Below are 15938 nucleotides of genomic sequence, written 5' to 3' on the forward strand. Positions count from 1 at the left end.
GGCTCAGCGCAGAATCCGCATCGCGTTCAGGACCGCGATCAGCATAATCCCGACATCGGCAAAAACCGCCTGCCACATGCCGGTCAGCCCCAGCATCCCAAGTATCAGGAAAACCGCCTTGCCAGCCAGACTGAAAATAACGTTCTGACGCACGATCCCGTCCGTCCGCCGCGCGATCCGGATCGCCTCGGCGATCTTCGTGGGCTCATCCTTCAGGATCACGATATCCGCCGCCTCAATCGCGGCCTCCGATCCCGCGCCCCCCATCGCGACACCGATATCCGCGCGCGCTAAAACCGGAGCGTCGTTAATCCCGTCGCCGACGAAAACGACCGCTCCGGGGCCCGCCTTTTCCTGGATCAGCGTCTCGACGACCTCGACCTTCCGATCCGGGAGCAGCTCGCAATACACCTCGGAAATCCCCAGTTCGGAAGCGAACGCTTCCGCCGTCGCCCGATTATCTCCGGTCACCAACGCCGTCCGCCGGACGCCGCAGCCTTTCAGCGCCGCGATCGCCGCCGCGCTGTCGGATTTCAGCCGGTCGCCGACGACGATCGTCCCGCCGAAACGCCCGTCTAACGCAACGTAAACGACCGTACCCGGACGCGCCGACGGTTCGAACGCGATCCCCTCCGCGATCAGCAGCCGATCGTTCCCGACCGCCAGCCGCTTTCCGTCGAAAACGGCGAGAATCCCCTGGCCCGCGACCTCATGGATCCCGGATATCCGCCCGCGTTCGATCGGATTCCCGAACGCATTGACAATCGACCTTGCGATCGGATGCGTCGACTCGGATTCAGCGTATGCCGCGGCTTCAAGAAGCACATCTTCCGAAAGCGCCGCCGGAAGAATCCCGGTTACCGTAAAGAACCCGCGCGTCAGCGTCCCGGTTTTATCGAACGCGACCGTTTCAATATTCCTCAGCAATTCCAGATACGTCGTTCCTTTAAATAGAATCCCGTTCGCGGAAGCTTTCCCGATCCCGGCGAAATAACTCAACGGAATCGAAATCACGAGCGCGCAGGGGCAGGACGTCACCAGAAAAACGAAACTCCGGCGGACCCAGACCGTCCAATCCGCCCCGGTCACGAGCGGCGGAACAATCGCCAGGAGCGCCGCCGCCGCGATCACCGCCGGCGTATAAATCTTCGCGAATCGGGTAATAAACCGTTCCGTCTTCGTCTTCTTTGCTGTCGCGTTTTCGACCAGGTTCAAAATCCGCATGACGGCGGACTCAGCGAACCGCCGGACGACGCGGACCCGGATAACCCCGCTCAGGTTAATCGATCCGGCGCTGATCTCGTCGCCAACGGCGACGTCACGCGGGATCGATTCCCCGGTCAGCGCCGTCGTATCCAGCGACGACGATCCGCTGAGAATAACCCCATCGATCGGGACCCGTTCGCCCGGACGGATCAGGATCTCGTCCCCAATCTCCAACGCTTCCGGAACGACCGGAACCGTCTCTCCGTCAATAAACCGGTTCGCCGATTCCGGACGGATATCCATTAAATCAGAGATCGAGCGCCGCGAACGGGAAACCGCCAGCCCCTGCAGGTATTCGCCAAACTGAAAAAAGATCATCACCGCCGCCGCCTCGGAAACGTCCCCGAGAACCATCGCGCCGACCGACGCCAGCGTCATCAAAAAAGCCTCGTTGAACCAGTCGCCGCGACGAAGCTGTTCCAGGGTTTCCAGGAAAACGTCGATCCCCGCGGTTACGTACGCGACGATCAGCAGCATCCGTGCGGCAGCGGGCGAGGCGCCTTCCACCAGCAACCCAATCAGGAACAGCGCCAACGCCGCGCAGAGCCGAAAAAGCTTCTTCGCTTCCAGAAAAGCGGAGAAGCCGCCTTCCGCTTCTTTTGCCTCCGCCTCAGGCGCAGCGGCGCTTTCCGGCGCTCGCACCGTTACCCCGTCCTCGATCTCGTCGACCAGCCGCTGAACCTCGATCAGCGTCAGCCCGCCGTCGCTTTCAGCGAACTCGATCATCAGCGACTCCTTCATCAAATCGATCGAAGCGGACGCCACCCCGTCCAGCGACCGGATCCGCTCCTCGATTTTCCCGGCGCAAACCGGGCAAGTCAATCCCCCTAAAACGTAACGTCTGGTCATTTCACGCACTCCCCCGGCCTGTTACCGGTCTTCATTAAGATGTTCGAGCGCCAATTCGAAAATAGATTGGATATGATCGTCAGCTAACGAATAGAACATGTTCTTCCCATCGCGCCGCGCCGAAACCAGATTATTCGTACGCAGAATCCGCAACTGGTGCGAAACCGCCGATTTCGTCATGCTCAGCACGTTCGCCAGGTCGCAGACGCACATCTCATGCACATCCAACGCGGATAAAATCCGGACGCGCGTGCTGTCACCGAAAACCTTAAAGATATCGGCGAGATCATAGTAGTTCTCCTCGGAAAGCAGCCTGCCGCGGACCAGCTCGACAATATCCTGATGAACCACGGCGCAGTCGCAAACCTCGTTCACAATTTCCGTTCCCTTTCGAATCTCCATGACGCCCCTTTCGCTTCGTTCCTTTCAATTGAACGATTGAACAATTGAACAGTTGATTTACCGTTCAACTGTTAACGCTATTCTACCGCTATTCAACCTGGTGTCAAGAGGGAAACTGAAACCAGAACGCGAAAAAGTTTTAACGTAAACAGCGCTGTCATTTTATCCGGGGCCCAAAGCGGTCCCCGTTTTATTTTCAGGTATTGATTTCCGTTTTTCCTCTTTCAATATACCGCGTTGCCATTCAGCTCGCTGTCACGATTCGAGCCGGTCCAGCTCGCCGCGCCCGCTATTCTTTAGGATAATTAAGCGCCTGAGTTCGATTACAATCTATAATAGATAGAAAAACGCAGATAGAAAAACGCGGATTCGAAGAAACAGGATCCGATCAGAAAAGCGAAAGACTCGGAATAAAAAAGGAACGATCATGCAAAAAGAACAAATGGAAAAAAAAGCAAGCGGAAATATCTTCGTTTCCCATCGCGCCATATCGGCAATCGCGTATCAAGCCGCGCTTGAATCGTACGGGCTGGTCGGATTAGCGCCGAAGAATAAAATGACCGGGTTAAGGAACGTCATCATCAAAGACCCAACCCAGGGCGTTTCAGTTCAATACGACGGAGCGACCGTCATGATCGACTTATATATCGTCGTTGAATACGGGACCCGGATCACCTCCGTCGCGGCCAGCGTTGCCGATAACGTCCGCTATGCGATCGAGAAACAGACGGGGTTGAACGTCCAATATGTCAACGTCCACGTCAGGGGACTTCGCGTCAGCCGGGAAAATTAATCGCGTCACGCAGCGCGATACAGGAAAGGGTAATTTTTACAAAGTTGACTATGGACGAAAAAAAAGAATTAACATCGCTCGACGGGCAGCAGGTCAAATCGCTCGTTGAAGCGGCGACGCTCTGGCTAAAAACGAACGCACAGCTGGTAAACTCGCTCAACGTATTTCCGATTCCGGACGGCGATACCGGCTCGAACATGATGATGACGCTTCAATCCGGATGGAACGAGATCGCGGTCACGAACGACGATAACGTCGGCGCGGTTTTCGGCGCCGTCGCCAAAGGCGCGCTCATGGGCGCGCGCGGCAACAGCGGCGTTATCCTCTCGCAATTCTGGCGCGGGATCGCGCGCGCCGTCGAAGGCGAACCAGTCCTGACGAAAGAACTCTACGTCAAAGCGCTGAACGAAGCGCGCAATACGGCGTACAAGGGCGTTGTCCGCCCGGTCGAAGGAACGATCCTGACCGTCCTGAAAGATACCGCCGCCGAAGTTGAAGCCGGGATCGACGGCTGCAGGACGTTTGAAGACGTTTTCGCGCTGACCGTCGCCGCCGCCGACCGCTCCGTCAACCGCACCCCGGAACTGCTCCCCGTCCTGAAACAGGCGGGCGTCGTCGACTCCGGGGGAAAAGGCCTTTTCTTTATCCTCGAAGGCTTTCTTCGCTATATCCGGAACGAGTCCGTGATTGAAAACCCGAACCAGATCGAAATCAAAGCGCTTACGGACATGATCGAAGAAGAATCCGTTGAACCTGGACAGGATTACGAAGTTATCGTCGACTTCATTCCGACTGAAGAGCTCATATTAGAAGTTTTTTATCGCCGGCTCGAAGATATCGGCGTCTCGATCCAGGTCGGCGAGGGCGATGGTTTGTACCGAATGCATATCCACGTTCCGACCGAAAACCTCTACGCCCCGATTAATTACATCCTGTCGATCGGGACCGTCACCAAAGTCGCGATTGAAAACCTGATGATTCAGCTCGACGGCAACGGCCAGCCGACCGCCGCGCCGGTTGCCTGCGCTCCGATCGAACCGGGCCAGATCGGCGTCGTCGCCGTCTCGCCGGGCGAAGGAATTTCCCGCGTCTTAGCCAGCCTCGGCGCCGCCTGTATTATCCGCGGCGGCCAGACCATGAACCCCAGTACGGAAGAAATCCTGAACGCGGTTAACTCGCTCGACACGGATAAAGTCATCATCCTCCCGAATAACAAGAATATCATCCTGGCCGCCAACAACGCAATTACCCAGTGCGACAAGCGCGTCGCCGTTATCCGCTCGAAAAACATCCCGCAAGGCATCAGCGCGCTTCTCCAGCTCGACCCTGAAGGCGATTTCGACGAAATCGTCGGAGCGATGAACGATAGTTTAACCGACGTTCAATCCGGCGAAATTACCAACTCCGTCCGCTCGGTCGACCTCAACGGCATTCAGGTCGAAGAAGGCCAGGTGATCGTCATGCATAACGGGGAACTCGTTATCGCCAGAGATTCGGTCATGGACGCGCTGAAAGGATTCTGCGAACGCGTCGGGCTGGAAAACTATAACAGCATGTCGCTCTTTTACGGCCAGATGATCAGCGAGGAGGAAGCCAAAGCCGCCGTCGCCGAGCTCGCCGCGCTTTATCCAAACGTCGAAATCGAAGCTCATTTCGGCGGCCAGCCGCATTATCAGTACCTGATTTCCGTCGAATAAAGGACGAATTTTCGTTCCTTCGGAAACGAACCCATCCGAAAATCAGCCAAACCGGCTCGGAGGACGCCCCCCGAGCCGGTTTTCCGCCAGGGCGATACCCGCAGGGAGAAAATCGCCGCTCTGCCACGGTCAGCTCCAGCCCTGTAAAAACGCGGCCGCGCGGCAAACTTTCATTCGGGAATGATAAAATAACCCCATGAACATCTGGCAGCGAATCAAAGGGCGCGTCTGGCTCTTCCTCCTGATACTCGTCCTGGTCGCAATGACGATCGACCTCAGTACGCGTATCTCGACCCTCGCCTTCATGAACCGCCAGTACGAAACGCTCGCGGCGGACGTCGCGATTCTCCAGACGACGCTTGACGTCGCGTCGGACGAAATCGGCTACGCCGCCTCCGACACCTCCGTCGAAGAATGGGCGCGCGTCCAGGGATTAATGATGAAACCGGGCGACGTCGTCGTCCTTCCGCTTCCGGGAACGCCGCTCGCCCCGACCGCAACGCCGGTCCCGTCGGTCGAACCGGTTGAATATGAAAACTGGCAGGTCTGGTACAGCCTGATCTTCGAATAAAACGAACGCGCCACGCTCGCAGGAGAAGCCTCATGACAGCAACCATCATCAACGGAACGAAAATCGCCGACGGAATTAAAGCCGGGATTGCGCTCCGGATCGGCGAACGGGACCAGGCCGGTCTTCCCAAGCCCGGATTAGCAACGATCCTGATCGGCGACGACCCCGCCTCTAAAATCTACGTCCGCAATAAAATTCGCACCTGCGAAAAGCTGGGGATCCGTTCCGTTTCACATTCACTTCCGGAAAGCACGACGCAGCGCACCCTCGAAGAGCTGATCGATTACCTGAACGCTGATCCGAAAATTCATGGTATCCTCGTTCAGCTTCCCCTCCCGGCTCAGATCGACGAATACCGCATCCTTTCGCTTCTCAATCCGCAGAAAGACGTCGACGGCTTTCATCCGATCAACGCCGGCATGCTCTCGCGGAAAGAAAGCTCGCCCTGGTTTATCCCCTGTACCCCCGCCGGGATCCTGCGCCTGATCCAGACGGTCCGCTCCGACGTCAGCGGGCTGAACGCCGTCGTCATCGGCCGCTCGTCGATCGTCGGCATGCCCACCGCGCAGCTTCTCTCCCGCCACAATGCCACGGTCACTATCTGCCACCGGTTTACAGCCGCGCTTCCGGAAATCACCCGGCGCGCCGATATCCTCGTCGCCGCCGCCGGTTCGCCGCGCCTCGTCAAAGCCGACTGGGTCAAACCCGGCGCAATCGTTATCGACGTCGGAATTACCCGCGTCGACGCTCCCGACGACCCGAAAGGCTATAAAATCGTCGGCGATACCGATTTTGACGCGATTGTCCCGATCGCCGGCGCGATTACCCCAATGCCCGGCGGCGTCGGTCCAATGACGATCGCGATGCTGATGCGGAATACGTTAATCGCGGCGGACCGGTCCGCTTGTAATATCTGATGAACTCATAAACCTGATTTTTGCATCCCTGGGATCAGGATAAAGATCATATTGTCAGACAACTGGTTTTATGGTATAGTCAATTAGATCAAGAAAATCGACTCTATCGTCGACAATTATTCGGAAGGAGAATATCATGTTCTTACGTGACACAACCAATTTATCTTTATTTCAGAAGCTTCAGGACGACCTCGCAGCCGAAATTCAGGAAACGCCGCCAGGCGAACGCCTGCTCTCCGAGCCTGAGTTAGCGGTCAAATTAGGCGTCTCGCGAACGACGCTGCGCGAAGCGATGCGCATGTTCGAAGGACAGGGGCTCATCCGCCGCCGGCAGGGCGTCGGAACGTTCGTCGTCGACCCGAAATTAGCGATCGAAAGCTCGTTCGACGTCCTCGAAAGTATCGAAACGCAGGCGCACCGGCTGGGCATGAACGTCGTCATGGGCTACCATGAAAACCGGATCGACCTCGCCGGCGAGGAATTAGCCGCGAAATTCGGTTTTTCCCCGACCACGCTCGTCCAGACCGTTTCCCGATCGATCAGTATCGGCGAAAGACCGGTCGCTTACCTCGTCGATACCGTCCCAGCGTCCATCCTCGCGCAGACGAGCTATTCCAAAGGCGTCGATTTTAACGGTTCGATCCTCGACCTTCTCATTAAGGAGCAGTCCGTCCCGGTTTCTCATTCCGAAGCGATTTTTACCGCCGTTCCCGCCGCCCAGATCATCGCCAAACGGCTCCAGCTCCAGCGCGGCGATCCAATCCTCAAGCTCGACGGCCTGCTTTTCGACCTGAACGGACAGATTATCGACATTTCGCAGTCGTTCTACGTCCCCGGGTTCTATAAATTCCGCGCCATCCGCCAGATTCATAAAGGCTGAACCTGTGGCGTTGAAAGCGTTAAAAGAAAAGCGCGTTGGGCTGACGTTCCCGGCGGCGCTCGTGATCGTCACGGCGCTGACGTACGGGATTCCGGTCCTGCTCGGTTGGTTCGGGTTCTATGGAGACGACTGGATTTACGTTTATAATAACCGGCTCGCGGGACCGGGAAGCTTTGCCGATTTCGTTCGCTGGGACCGGCCGTATTCAGCCTGGATTTACTCGCTGACCGGGGCGGTCTTCGGCGATGCCGTCCTCCCGTATCATCTCCTGATCCTTCTCCAACGCATCATCGCCGCGCTTTTCTTCTATTGGACGCTCCGAATCGTATTCCCGACCGCCGTTCGCGCGATTCAGGGCGCCGCGCTGATCTTCGCGCTGTATCCTGGCTTCAAGCAGCAGCCCGTTGCCGTTCAGTTCATCCTGCATTTCGCATCGATGGATTTCAGCCTGATCTCGATGTGGCTGATGATGACGGTCCTCAACGACGCGTCCAGCGGCGAAAACCGCGTCTCGCGCAGCCGGACGATCGCGCTCACGGCGTTTTCCGCCGCGCTGGCGGCGTTCGGACTGTTTTCCTGCGAATACTTTACCGGCTGGGAATTCGTCCGCCCGCTCCTGATCTGGGTCTGCCTGTCGTCAGGTCCCGATTTTCAGTCCTTCCCGAAGCGCGGGCGTACGCTCCTTCGCCTCTGGGGGCCGTACCTGCTGGCAACGGCGGCGTTCCTGTATTGGCGCGTTTTTATCTTCTCGTTCCAAACGTACCGGCCGAAGCTGCTGATCGAGTTCAGCGAAAGCCCGCTTTCCGGCGTAAAAACGTTAGCTGCGCGGATCTTCGCCGATCTGGCCGTCGTGACGGTCGAGAGCTACCGGACCGCGTTTAAACGACCGGCGGCGCCGTCCCGGCGCTGGGTCTTTTACTTGGTCCTCCTCCTCGCCGCGGGCCTCCTGACGCTTCTTTTCGCGTCGACGGTGGAAAGCGACCCGGAGAACGGCAGGACGCGAAAAACCGACGGCGGGCTGGCGATGATCCTGATCGGGATTGCGGCGCTGATCGCCGCCGGGATCCCGTTTTGGACGACGCTCCTCCCGATCGAGACCGGATTTCCCTGGGATCGGTCGACGCTCCCGTTTTCGTTCGGCGCGGCGCTGCTGATCGCCGGATCGATCCGGGCGGCGTTCCGTCCGGCCGCCGCGCCGCTGGCCCTTGCCGCGGTCTGCGCGCTGTCGATCGGAGCGCATACCGTGAACGCGTTTATTTATCACGACGAATCCGTCAAGCTCAACGACTACTTCTGGCAGCTCGCCTGGCGCGCGCCCGCGCTCCAGCCGGGAACGACGATCGTTTCGGCGAATATTCCGCTGGATCGGACCAGCGACAACGACCTGACCCCAATCGTCAACTGGCAGTACGCGCCCGAGCTCCGCGGGACCGCTTACGCCTATAAATACTTTGATCTTCACCTGCGATATGACGATTTTTTCGCGTCGTCTTCGCCGGGCAGCCCCATCGAGCATACCTACCGTTCGCATACGTTCCTCGGCGCGACCGATCAGGTTTTAGCGCTGACGTATAAAACCGGCAGCTGCCTTTGGACGCTGACCGAGCGGGAACGCGAATTTCCGGGACTGGATCCCGATTTAGCCGCCCTCGTTCCGCTCTCGTCAAACGAGCGGATCATGCTGAACGCGTCCGCGCCCGCCCTTCCGCCGGCGGCGATCGGACCGGAGCCCGCGCGGAGCTATTGCTACGCGTTTCAGCGCCTCCGCCGCGCAGAGCAGGCGGACGACCTCGAAGACGCGCGCCGCCTCGCCGCCCAGCTCGAAAACGATCCGGAGCTGCGTCCCGGCGATCCGTTCGACTATATCCCGGCCGTCCTGGCCTTCGCCGCGCTCGGGAACGAGACGCAGGCGCGCCGGGCGGCCGAATTCGTCCTGACGCATGACGGGAACCGTGCTTTCCTTTGCGGCCAGCTGGCGCGATCGGTCTACAGCGGCGAAGCTCCTGGAACGCGGGAATCCGTCGCCGCCGCGATCGGCTGCGCCGTGGAGAGCGGCGGAAGCGAAGTTCAATCAACACACGATTTTTAGAAAAAAAAGGAAATAAAACCGGACTATGAGTAAATTTCTCGGATACCGATGTTCCCTTTGCAGAAAAGAATACCCGGCCAGTTTCACGGGATATACCTGCCCGGAAGATCAGGGCAACCTGACCGTCCGTCTCGATATTGAAAAGATTCGCGCGACGGTCAAACCTGAAACGATCTTCGCCTCGGCGGAACGGTCGCTCTGGCGATACGAGCCCCTCCTCCCGGTTCAGGATCCCGGCTTTCAGGATACCCCGCTGCATAGCGCCGGCTGGACGCCGGTTTACCGCTTCGCGGAGCTCGAAAAAAAGCTCCGACTGGGCGCGCTCTTCGTCAAGGACGAGGGCCGGAACCCGACCGCCTCGTTCAAGGACCGCGCCAGCGCGATCCTGATCGCGCGGGCGAAAGAAATCGGCGCGAAAACGATCGTAACCGCTTCGACCGGGAACGCCGGCGCGGCGCTCGCGGGAATGGCGGCGGCGGCCGGCTGGAAAGCGGTCATTTTCGCTCCGAAATCCGCGCCGCCGGCGAAAATAGCCCAGCTCCTCGTTTTCAACTCGGACGTCATCCTCGTCAACGGCAACTATGACGCCGCGTTCGATCTCTCGGTCCTGGCCGCAGAGAAATACGGATGGTACTGCAGGAACACGGGGTATAACGCCTTCACGGCCGAAGGCAAGAAAACCGCCGCTTACGAAATCTGGGAACAGCTCATCGTCGGGAAGAACGTCTCCCCGGACCGCTTAGCCGTTTTCGTCTCTGTCGGCGACGGAAATATCATCTCCGGGATCCATAAAGGCTTCAAGGACCTTGTCGAACTGGGCTGGATCGACCGCTGCCCGCGGATTTTCGGCGTCCAGTCGGAAAAATCGGCCGCGGTTTATAACGCCTGGGCGGCCGGGAACGAAACGATCGTTCCGGTCCGCGCGACGACCTTCGCGGATTCGATCTCCGTCGACCTGCCGCGGGACGGCGTCCGCGCCCTGCGCGCGGCGACCGAAAGCGGCGGCGCGTATATCGCCGTTCCGGACGAGACAATCTACGAGGGGATCAGCGAGGCAGGGAAATACGGCGTTTTCGCCGAGCCCGCCGGCGCGACCGCGTATGTCGGGCTGCGCGAGGCGGCGCGGCGCGGATGGATCGGCCCGAACGATCAGGCCGTCGTCGTCAATACCGGTTCGGGAATGAAGGATATCCGCTCGGCGGTCGCCGCGACCGGCGAAGCGATCTCGATCGCCCCAACTCTCGACGCCCTCGAAAAGCTCCTCAGGGAACGGAAAAACGCGTAAACGAAAATAAAACCGGGATATGACCGAAAGGAGGAAAGCTCATGAAACCCACGTTCAGCGTCGTCGTACCGATCTATAATGAAATCGAAGTGCTCCCGGTCCTGATCGAGCGCATCACCGACGTCATGGACCAGACCGGCGAGCCCTGGGAAGCGATCCTGATCGACGACGGATCGGAAGACGGATCGAGCGCGAAAATGCGTGAGATCAGCGCCCGCGACCCGCGCTTCCGTTCGATCTTCTTCGCGCGCAACTTCGGCCATCAAATAGCCGTCACAGCCGGGATGGACTACGCGCTCGGCGACGCCGTCGTCGTTATCGACGCCGATCTTCAGGATCCGCCGGAAACGATTCTGGAGCTGATCGCGAAATGGCGGGAAGGGTACGAAGTCGTCTACGCCGTTCGCGGCGAACGGGACGGCGAAACCTGGTTCAAGAAGGCTTCCGCTTCGCTTTTTTACCGGATGATCTACCGGATTACCGACGTCAATATCCCGCTCGACACCGGCGACTTCCGCCTCCTGGATCGAAAGGTCGTCGACGTCATGTGCAGCATGCGCGAAAAGCACCGCTTCCTGCGGGGGATGTCCTCCTGGATCGGCTATAAGCAGGTTGGCGTCCGTTACCACCGCGCCCGACGCTACGCCGGCGCGTCCAAATACCCGTTCAAAAAGATGATCAGGCTCGCCTGGAACGCGATCACCGGATTTTCCTACGTTCCGCTCCAGGCCGCGACCTTCTTCGGATTCGTCGTCGCGGCGCTTTCGATTATCCTGATCCCGATCGTCGTTATCCTCCGCTGGCGCGGCTCGGAGCTCATCGGTCAGGCGACGACGCTGATCTCGACGCTCTTCCTCGGCGGGGTCCAGCTGATCTGTCTGGGAATTATCGGGGAGTACCTCGGCCGGATTTACGATGAGGTCAAGTCTCGGCCGCTCTACGTTACCCGGGAAATTACCGCTTCAACTTATGACGAAAATGGCGTCCCGCCGGCTCCGAAAGAGCCGGGACGCCGTCCGTAAATTCTTTAAAAGGATGGTTTAATAAAAAATGGCTCGTATCGATTTATCTATTCACCCCGAACGTCGTAAGCACGCGATTGACCGCGCCCGCGAACGAAAAATTATTATCCCGACCTATGATCAGCAGATGCATCCGGAACGCGTTCCGGAAAAAATCAGGCAGAACCTGAAATCGATCGGTCTCTGGGATATCGACCCGAATAACCTTTTCCGGATTACCTGGAAAAACGAACCGACCGAAAAAGGCGGCGGTTTCGGCGGCGTCAACTATATTGAACTTCCGTCGTCGCTGACCGGCGTCGACGCGCGGATCGTCGCGCTCGTCGGGAAATGGTTCCCCACCGGGGCGCATAAAGTCGGGGCCGCCTTCTCCTGCCTCGTTCCCCGCCTCGTCACCGGCCAATTCGACCCAACGACCGAAAAGGCCGTCTGGCCTTCGACCGGGAACTACTGCCGCGGCGGCGCTTATGACTCCGCGCTGCTCGCCTGCAAGTCGGTCGCAATTCTCCCCGAAGGCATGAGCCGCGAACGCTTCGCCTGGCTCGAAAAAGTCGCCGACGAAATTATCGCTACGCCCGGAACCGAATCCAACGTCAAAGAAATCTTCGACAAGTGCTGGGAGCTGCGCCGATCGGGTCAGGAGCTGATGATCTTCAATCAGTTCGACGAACTCGGGAATTACCTCTGGCACTACAACGTCACCGGCAGCGCCATGGAAGAAGTCTTCCGCAAGCTCGCCGGACCGAATACCCGCTTTGCCGGGATGGCGTCGAATACGGGTTCGGGCGGAACGATCGCCTGCGGCGACTTTCTGAAAACGCTGTACCCTGACGTCAAGGTCATCGCTTCCGAAGCGCTCCAATGCCCCACGCTCCTGATTAACGGCTTCGGCGCGCATCGAATCGAAGGCATCGGCGATAAGCACGTTCCCTGGGTCCATAACGTCCGCAACACCGATTTCGTCACGTCGATTGACGACAACGCAACGGTTCATCTTCTCCGCCTCTTCAACGAGCCGGAAGGCAGGAAATATCTCGCCGACAAGGGCGTCCCGGCGGAAATCGTCAGCCAGCTGAGCCTGATGGGCCTGTCCGGAATCGCCAATCTTCTCTCGGCGATCAAGTTCGCGAAATACAACGAGCTGACCGGCGACGACGTCGTCATGACCCTCTTCACCGACTCGCTCGACCTCTACGGGACGCGCCTGGCCGAATACACGGAAGAATTCGGGCCGTTTACGCGCGACGACGCTGCCTTTGACTTCGGGCGCTACCTGATGGGCGAGACGACGAATAACATGATCGAGCTTACCTACGCCGACCGCAAGCGCATCCACAACCTGAAGTATTACACGTGGGTCGAACAGCAAGGCCGCACCTCTGAGGAGCTCAACGCCCAGTGGTACGACCGTTCGTACTGGTCCGAAGTCGCCGCTCAGCGCGAAGAGATCGACCGCCTGATCCGCGAGTTCAACGCCGAAGTCGGCCTGATCTGATTGGGTCGAACGGGCTGACGATCGAATAGGAGGGGGTGATTAGCCCCCCTCCTCTCACACCACCGTGCGTACCGTTCGGTACATGGCGGTTTCAATAGTTGACGTACACTGACTGATACGCTTTGGTTAGGTCATAGCCCCCCGGCGTATCAGTCTTTCTTTCGTGAGTGCGCGGTGAAGTATACCCCACTTGCCATTCTCCAATAGCCTTTCCGGCTGTATGCTCCTTCACAGGCTACCCATTCGGGCAAGCCAAGCTTCCACTTGCGCGTCCTCGGCAGTTTCCACTGCTTCCAGATACACATCCGGAATCGCTGCTGCAGTCATCCGTTGAGGTCATCGATCACGCTCTTCATACCTGAGTTTCCCATTCTTACAGAAAATGGGAAACTCAGATTCTAAATTCTGAGATCCTTTTACGAGGGAAAAGATTGCTGGGCTCCTCAATCATGTATCGCTCTGACCTTTTATCGGCTTGATTCTCATCCCGGACCCGGCGTCAAACAGATGCATTTTCCCGGTATCGATCGAATAATGAATCGGAGCATCGTAAGTCCAATCGCTGACCAGACCATCCACATCAGCTTTTAATAACAGGTCCCCTGAGCGTATACTGATAATGGTTGTTTCTCCCAATCCCTCCACCACGTAAACAGTTCCGGAGATACTGCCAGGAAATGGTTGATGAGAGATATTCAGATTATTGGGACGGATTCCCAGAACTACCTTCTGTCCGGCAACGATCTGCCCGCGATATTGCTCCGCTGTGACAGCAAAAACCTGGCCATGCTTCACTGTGCAGCCATCGCTGTCAATTTCGCAATCGAAGAGGTTCATTTGTGGAGTGCCAATGAACCCTGCGACGAATACATTTGCCGGTTCGCTGTACACCTCGTCCGGGGTCCCAATTTGCTGTTCGCGGCCGTAATTCATGATCAGGATCTTATCCGCCATGGTCATCGCTTCAATCTGATCATGTGTCACGTAGACAGTCGTCAGCCCAAGGGAATTATGGAGTCGCTTGATAACGCTCCGCATATGGCTCCGCATTTTCGCATCCAGGTGTGAAAGCGGTTCGTCCATAATGGTTACATCCGGGTTTCGCACCAGAGCCCGTGCAATCGAGACACGCTGTTTCTGTCCGCTGGATAAGGCCGCAGGTTTGAAATTCAGAACATCTATCAGGCGTAGCTTTCTGGCAATATCCATCACTTTTTTATTGATCGTATCCTGATCAAGTTTCAGAATTCTCAGTGGATAAGCAATGTTGTCATAGATGTTAAAGGTTGGGTACAAACCATAATTCTCAAATGACATGGCGACATTTCGTTCACGGGAAGACAGGTTATTCACTCTTTGTCCGTTGATCAGAATATCCCCCCTGGAGATATCTTCCAACCCTGCCAACATACGCAATGATGAAGTTTTCCCGCAACCTGATGGGCCAAGAATTGCAAAGAACTCTCGATCCTTGCATCCAAATGTCAGATCCTGCACCGCATTGACCTTCTTGTCATAGATTTTCCAAACATTACGAAATTCCATATCTGCCATGGCTATTTTCCCCCATCAATCCAGTTCAGACGTTTTTTACTGTCCGAGTCAAATAAACATGTTTTCTCGATTGCAGGCGTCAGAAAAACGAAGTTTCCCTTTGCATATGAGAGATCGCGGTCCACCTTCACGAGGATCATTTTCCCCTGAATATTAATTTCCATAATTTGCTTTGCGCCAGTTGGAAGGATCTCCTGAATCTCGCCTTTGAGACAGGATTCAGCCAGCTTCTCGTGCGTGACCGTGATTTCTGACGGCCGTATGCCAAGGTCGACCTGTACTGTCTCGCTTTCGATCCTGGGTAGCTTGAGTTTCTCTTCCCTGAAGCAGAAGATCGATCCATCAGCGCTGTGTTCAAGTCTGCCGGGAATGAAATTCATTGGAGGTTCGCCAACTGTCGAGGCCACAAATTCATCGACAGGGTTGTTATATATCTCCCTCGGGACACCCTCCTGCTGCAAACAGCCGTTATTGATCACATAGATGCGGTCTGCCATTGCCATGGCTTCTGTGTAATCATGCGTCACATAAATAATTGTTGCTCCAAGGTCTTTCTGCAGGCGTTTCAGCTCTGCACGCATACTGTTTCTGAGTTTTGCATCCAGATGCGCGATAGGTTCATCCATCAGAATCACATTCGGCGCTGGAGAGCGGACCAGTGCCCTTGCCAGGGAAACACGCTGACGCTGGCCGCCTGAAAGCTGGCTTGGTTTTCGATCCAGCAGATCGAGCATGCCAATGGTCTTTGCCCATTCCTCGACCTTGTTGTTGACCTGTTCCTTTGTGAGCTTTTCAGCGCGCACGGGCGCTTTCAACGGGAAAGCAAGGTTCTCGCGTACAGTCAGATGCGGATACAGGGCATAACCTTCAAACACCATCGAAACATTTCTGGACTGAGGAGGAAGATCGGTAACATCCTTCCCACCAATGCAAATTTGTCCATTTTCAAGCCGCTCAATACCGGCGATCAGGTTCAACGTGGTCGTTTTCCCTGCTCCCGACGGACCAAGAATCGCGATGAACTCGTGATCGTGGCATTCCAGGGAGAAATGATTGACAGCCGTTAGCTTGCCGTTATTGAATGTTTTTACAGCATCTTTCAATAGAATCTCTGCCAT

General features: G+C 57.0%; 13 protein-coding genes. 9 read left to right on the forward strand and 4 right to left on the reverse strand.

What is annotated here, in order from left to right; genetic code table 11:
* Positions 1-3: 3 nt before the first annotated feature.
* Both BEQ56_12235 and BEQ56_12240 read right to left on the reverse strand, forming a co-directional pair.
* Complete coding sequence (locus tag BEQ56_12235) at positions 4-2115, reverse strand: cadmium-translocating P-type ATPase (GenBank protein ID AOH44168.1); 2112 nt, start codon at positions 2113-2115, stop codon at positions 4-6.
* A gap of 21 nt (positions 2116-2136) precedes the next feature.
* On the reverse strand, positions 2137-2517 hold the full coding sequence (locus tag BEQ56_12240) for a transcriptional regulator (GenBank protein AOH44169.1): 381 nt from the start codon (positions 2515-2517) through the stop codon (positions 2137-2139).
* 427 nt (positions 2518-2944) lie between these two features.
* Between BEQ56_12240 and BEQ56_12245 the strand changes: the two genes are divergently transcribed.
* The 9 genes from BEQ56_12245 (at position 2945) to BEQ56_12285 (ending at position 13266) form a co-directional block, all read left to right on the forward strand.
* Positions 2945-3310, forward strand: coding sequence for a hypothetical protein (locus tag BEQ56_12245; protein AOH44170.1), 366 nt, complete (start codon positions 2945-2947; stop codon positions 3308-3310).
* Between the two features lie 50 nt (positions 3311-3360).
* Positions 3361-5007, forward strand: a complete 1647-nt coding sequence (locus BEQ56_12250) for a hypothetical protein (GenBank protein ID AOH44171.1) — start codon at positions 3361-3363, stop codon at positions 5005-5007.
* A gap of 196 nt (positions 5008-5203) precedes the next feature.
* Positions 5204-5578, forward strand: coding sequence for a hypothetical protein (locus tag BEQ56_12255; protein ID AOH44172.1), 375 nt, complete (start codon positions 5204-5206; stop codon positions 5576-5578).
* A gap of 32 nt (positions 5579-5610) precedes the next feature.
* Complete coding sequence (locus BEQ56_12260) at positions 5611-6495, forward strand: bifunctional methylenetetrahydrofolate dehydrogenase/methenyltetrahydrofolate cyclohydrolase (protein AOH44173.1); 885 nt, start codon at positions 5611-5613, stop codon at positions 6493-6495.
* Positions 6496-6631: 136 nt separating this feature from the next.
* Positions 6632-7375, forward strand: coding sequence for a hypothetical protein (locus BEQ56_12265; protein ID AOH44174.1), 744 nt, complete (start codon positions 6632-6634; stop codon positions 7373-7375).
* A 4-nt stretch (positions 7376-7379) separates the two neighbouring features.
* On the forward strand, positions 7380-9464 hold the full coding sequence (locus tag BEQ56_12270; GenBank protein AOH44175.1) for a hypothetical protein: 2085 nt from the start codon (positions 7380-7382) through the stop codon (positions 9462-9464).
* A gap of 25 nt (positions 9465-9489) precedes the next feature.
* Positions 9490-10749 (forward strand): threonine synthase, encoded by a 1260-nt coding sequence (locus BEQ56_12275; GenBank protein ID AOH44176.1) that lies wholly within the window; start codon positions 9490-9492, stop codon positions 10747-10749.
* A 41-nt stretch (positions 10750-10790) separates the two neighbouring features.
* Positions 10791-11771: a glycosyltransferase gene (locus BEQ56_12280; GenBank protein AOH44177.1), complete on the forward strand. Its 981-nt coding sequence runs from the start codon at positions 10791-10793 to the stop codon at positions 11769-11771.
* A gap of 28 nt (positions 11772-11799) precedes the next feature.
* Complete coding sequence (locus BEQ56_12285) at positions 11800-13266, forward strand: pyridoxal-5-phosphate-dependent protein subunit beta (protein AOH44178.1); 1467 nt, start codon at positions 11800-11802, stop codon at positions 13264-13266.
* A 447-nt stretch (positions 13267-13713) separates the two neighbouring features.
* On the opposite strand, the gene BEQ56_12290 is transcribed toward BEQ56_12285, so the two are convergent.
* Both BEQ56_12290 and BEQ56_12295 read right to left on the reverse strand, forming a co-directional pair.
* Positions 13714-14820 carry a hypothetical protein gene (locus BEQ56_12290; protein AOH44179.1) on the reverse strand — a complete coding sequence of 369 codons (1107 nt, stop codon included), beginning with the start codon at positions 14818-14820 and terminating at the stop codon, positions 13714-13716.
* A 2-nt stretch (positions 14821-14822) separates the two neighbouring features.
* The gene (locus tag BEQ56_12295) at positions 14823-15938 is read right to left on the reverse strand and encodes a hypothetical protein (protein AOH44180.1); all 1116 of its coding nucleotides are present in this window, start codon (positions 15936-15938) and stop codon (positions 14823-14825) included.

It is taken from the genome of Anaerolineaceae bacterium oral taxon 439 (assembly GCA_001717545.1).
GTDB lineage: Bacteria > Chloroflexota > Anaerolineae > Anaerolineales > Anaerolineaceae > Flexilinea.

Excerpts from the sequence above, each read along its gene's own strand:
- BEQ56_12235 (AOH44168.1), bottom strand. The coding sequence starts at position 2,115 with ATGACCAGACGTTACGTTTTAGGGGGATTGACTTGCCCGGTTTGCGCC.
- BEQ56_12290 (AOH44179.1), bottom strand. The coding sequence starts at position 14,820 with ATGGCAGATATGGAATTTCGTAATGTTTGGAAAATCTATGACAAGAAG.
- BEQ56_12240 (AOH44169.1), bottom strand. The coding sequence starts at position 2,517 with ATGGAGATTCGAAAGGGAACGGAAATTGTGAACGAGGTTTGCGACTGC.
- BEQ56_12295 (AOH44180.1), bottom strand. The coding sequence starts at position 15,938 with ATGGCAGAGATTCTATTGAAAGATGCTGTAAAAACATTCAATAACGGC.
- BEQ56_12255 (AOH44172.1), top strand. The coding sequence starts at position 5,204 with ATGAACATCTGGCAGCGAATCAAAGGGCGCGTCTGGCTCTTCCTCCTG.
- BEQ56_12260 (AOH44173.1), top strand. The coding sequence starts at position 5,611 with ATGACAGCAACCATCATCAACGGAACGAAAATCGCCGACGGAATTAAA.
- BEQ56_12275 (AOH44176.1), top strand. The coding sequence starts at position 9,490 with ATGAGTAAATTTCTCGGATACCGATGTTCCCTTTGCAGAAAAGAATAC.
- BEQ56_12265 (AOH44174.1), top strand. The coding sequence starts at position 6,632 with ATGTTCTTACGTGACACAACCAATTTATCTTTATTTCAGAAGCTTCAG.
- BEQ56_12285 (AOH44178.1), top strand. The coding sequence starts at position 11,800 with ATGGCTCGTATCGATTTATCTATTCACCCCGAACGTCGTAAGCACGCG.
- BEQ56_12250 (AOH44171.1), top strand. The coding sequence starts at position 3,361 with ATGGACGAAAAAAAAGAATTAACATCGCTCGACGGGCAGCAGGTCAAA.
- BEQ56_12245 (AOH44170.1), top strand. The coding sequence starts at position 2,945 with ATGCAAAAAGAACAAATGGAAAAAAAAGCAAGCGGAAATATCTTCGTT.
- BEQ56_12280 (AOH44177.1), top strand. The coding sequence starts at position 10,791 with ATGAAACCCACGTTCAGCGTCGTCGTACCGATCTATAATGAAATCGAA.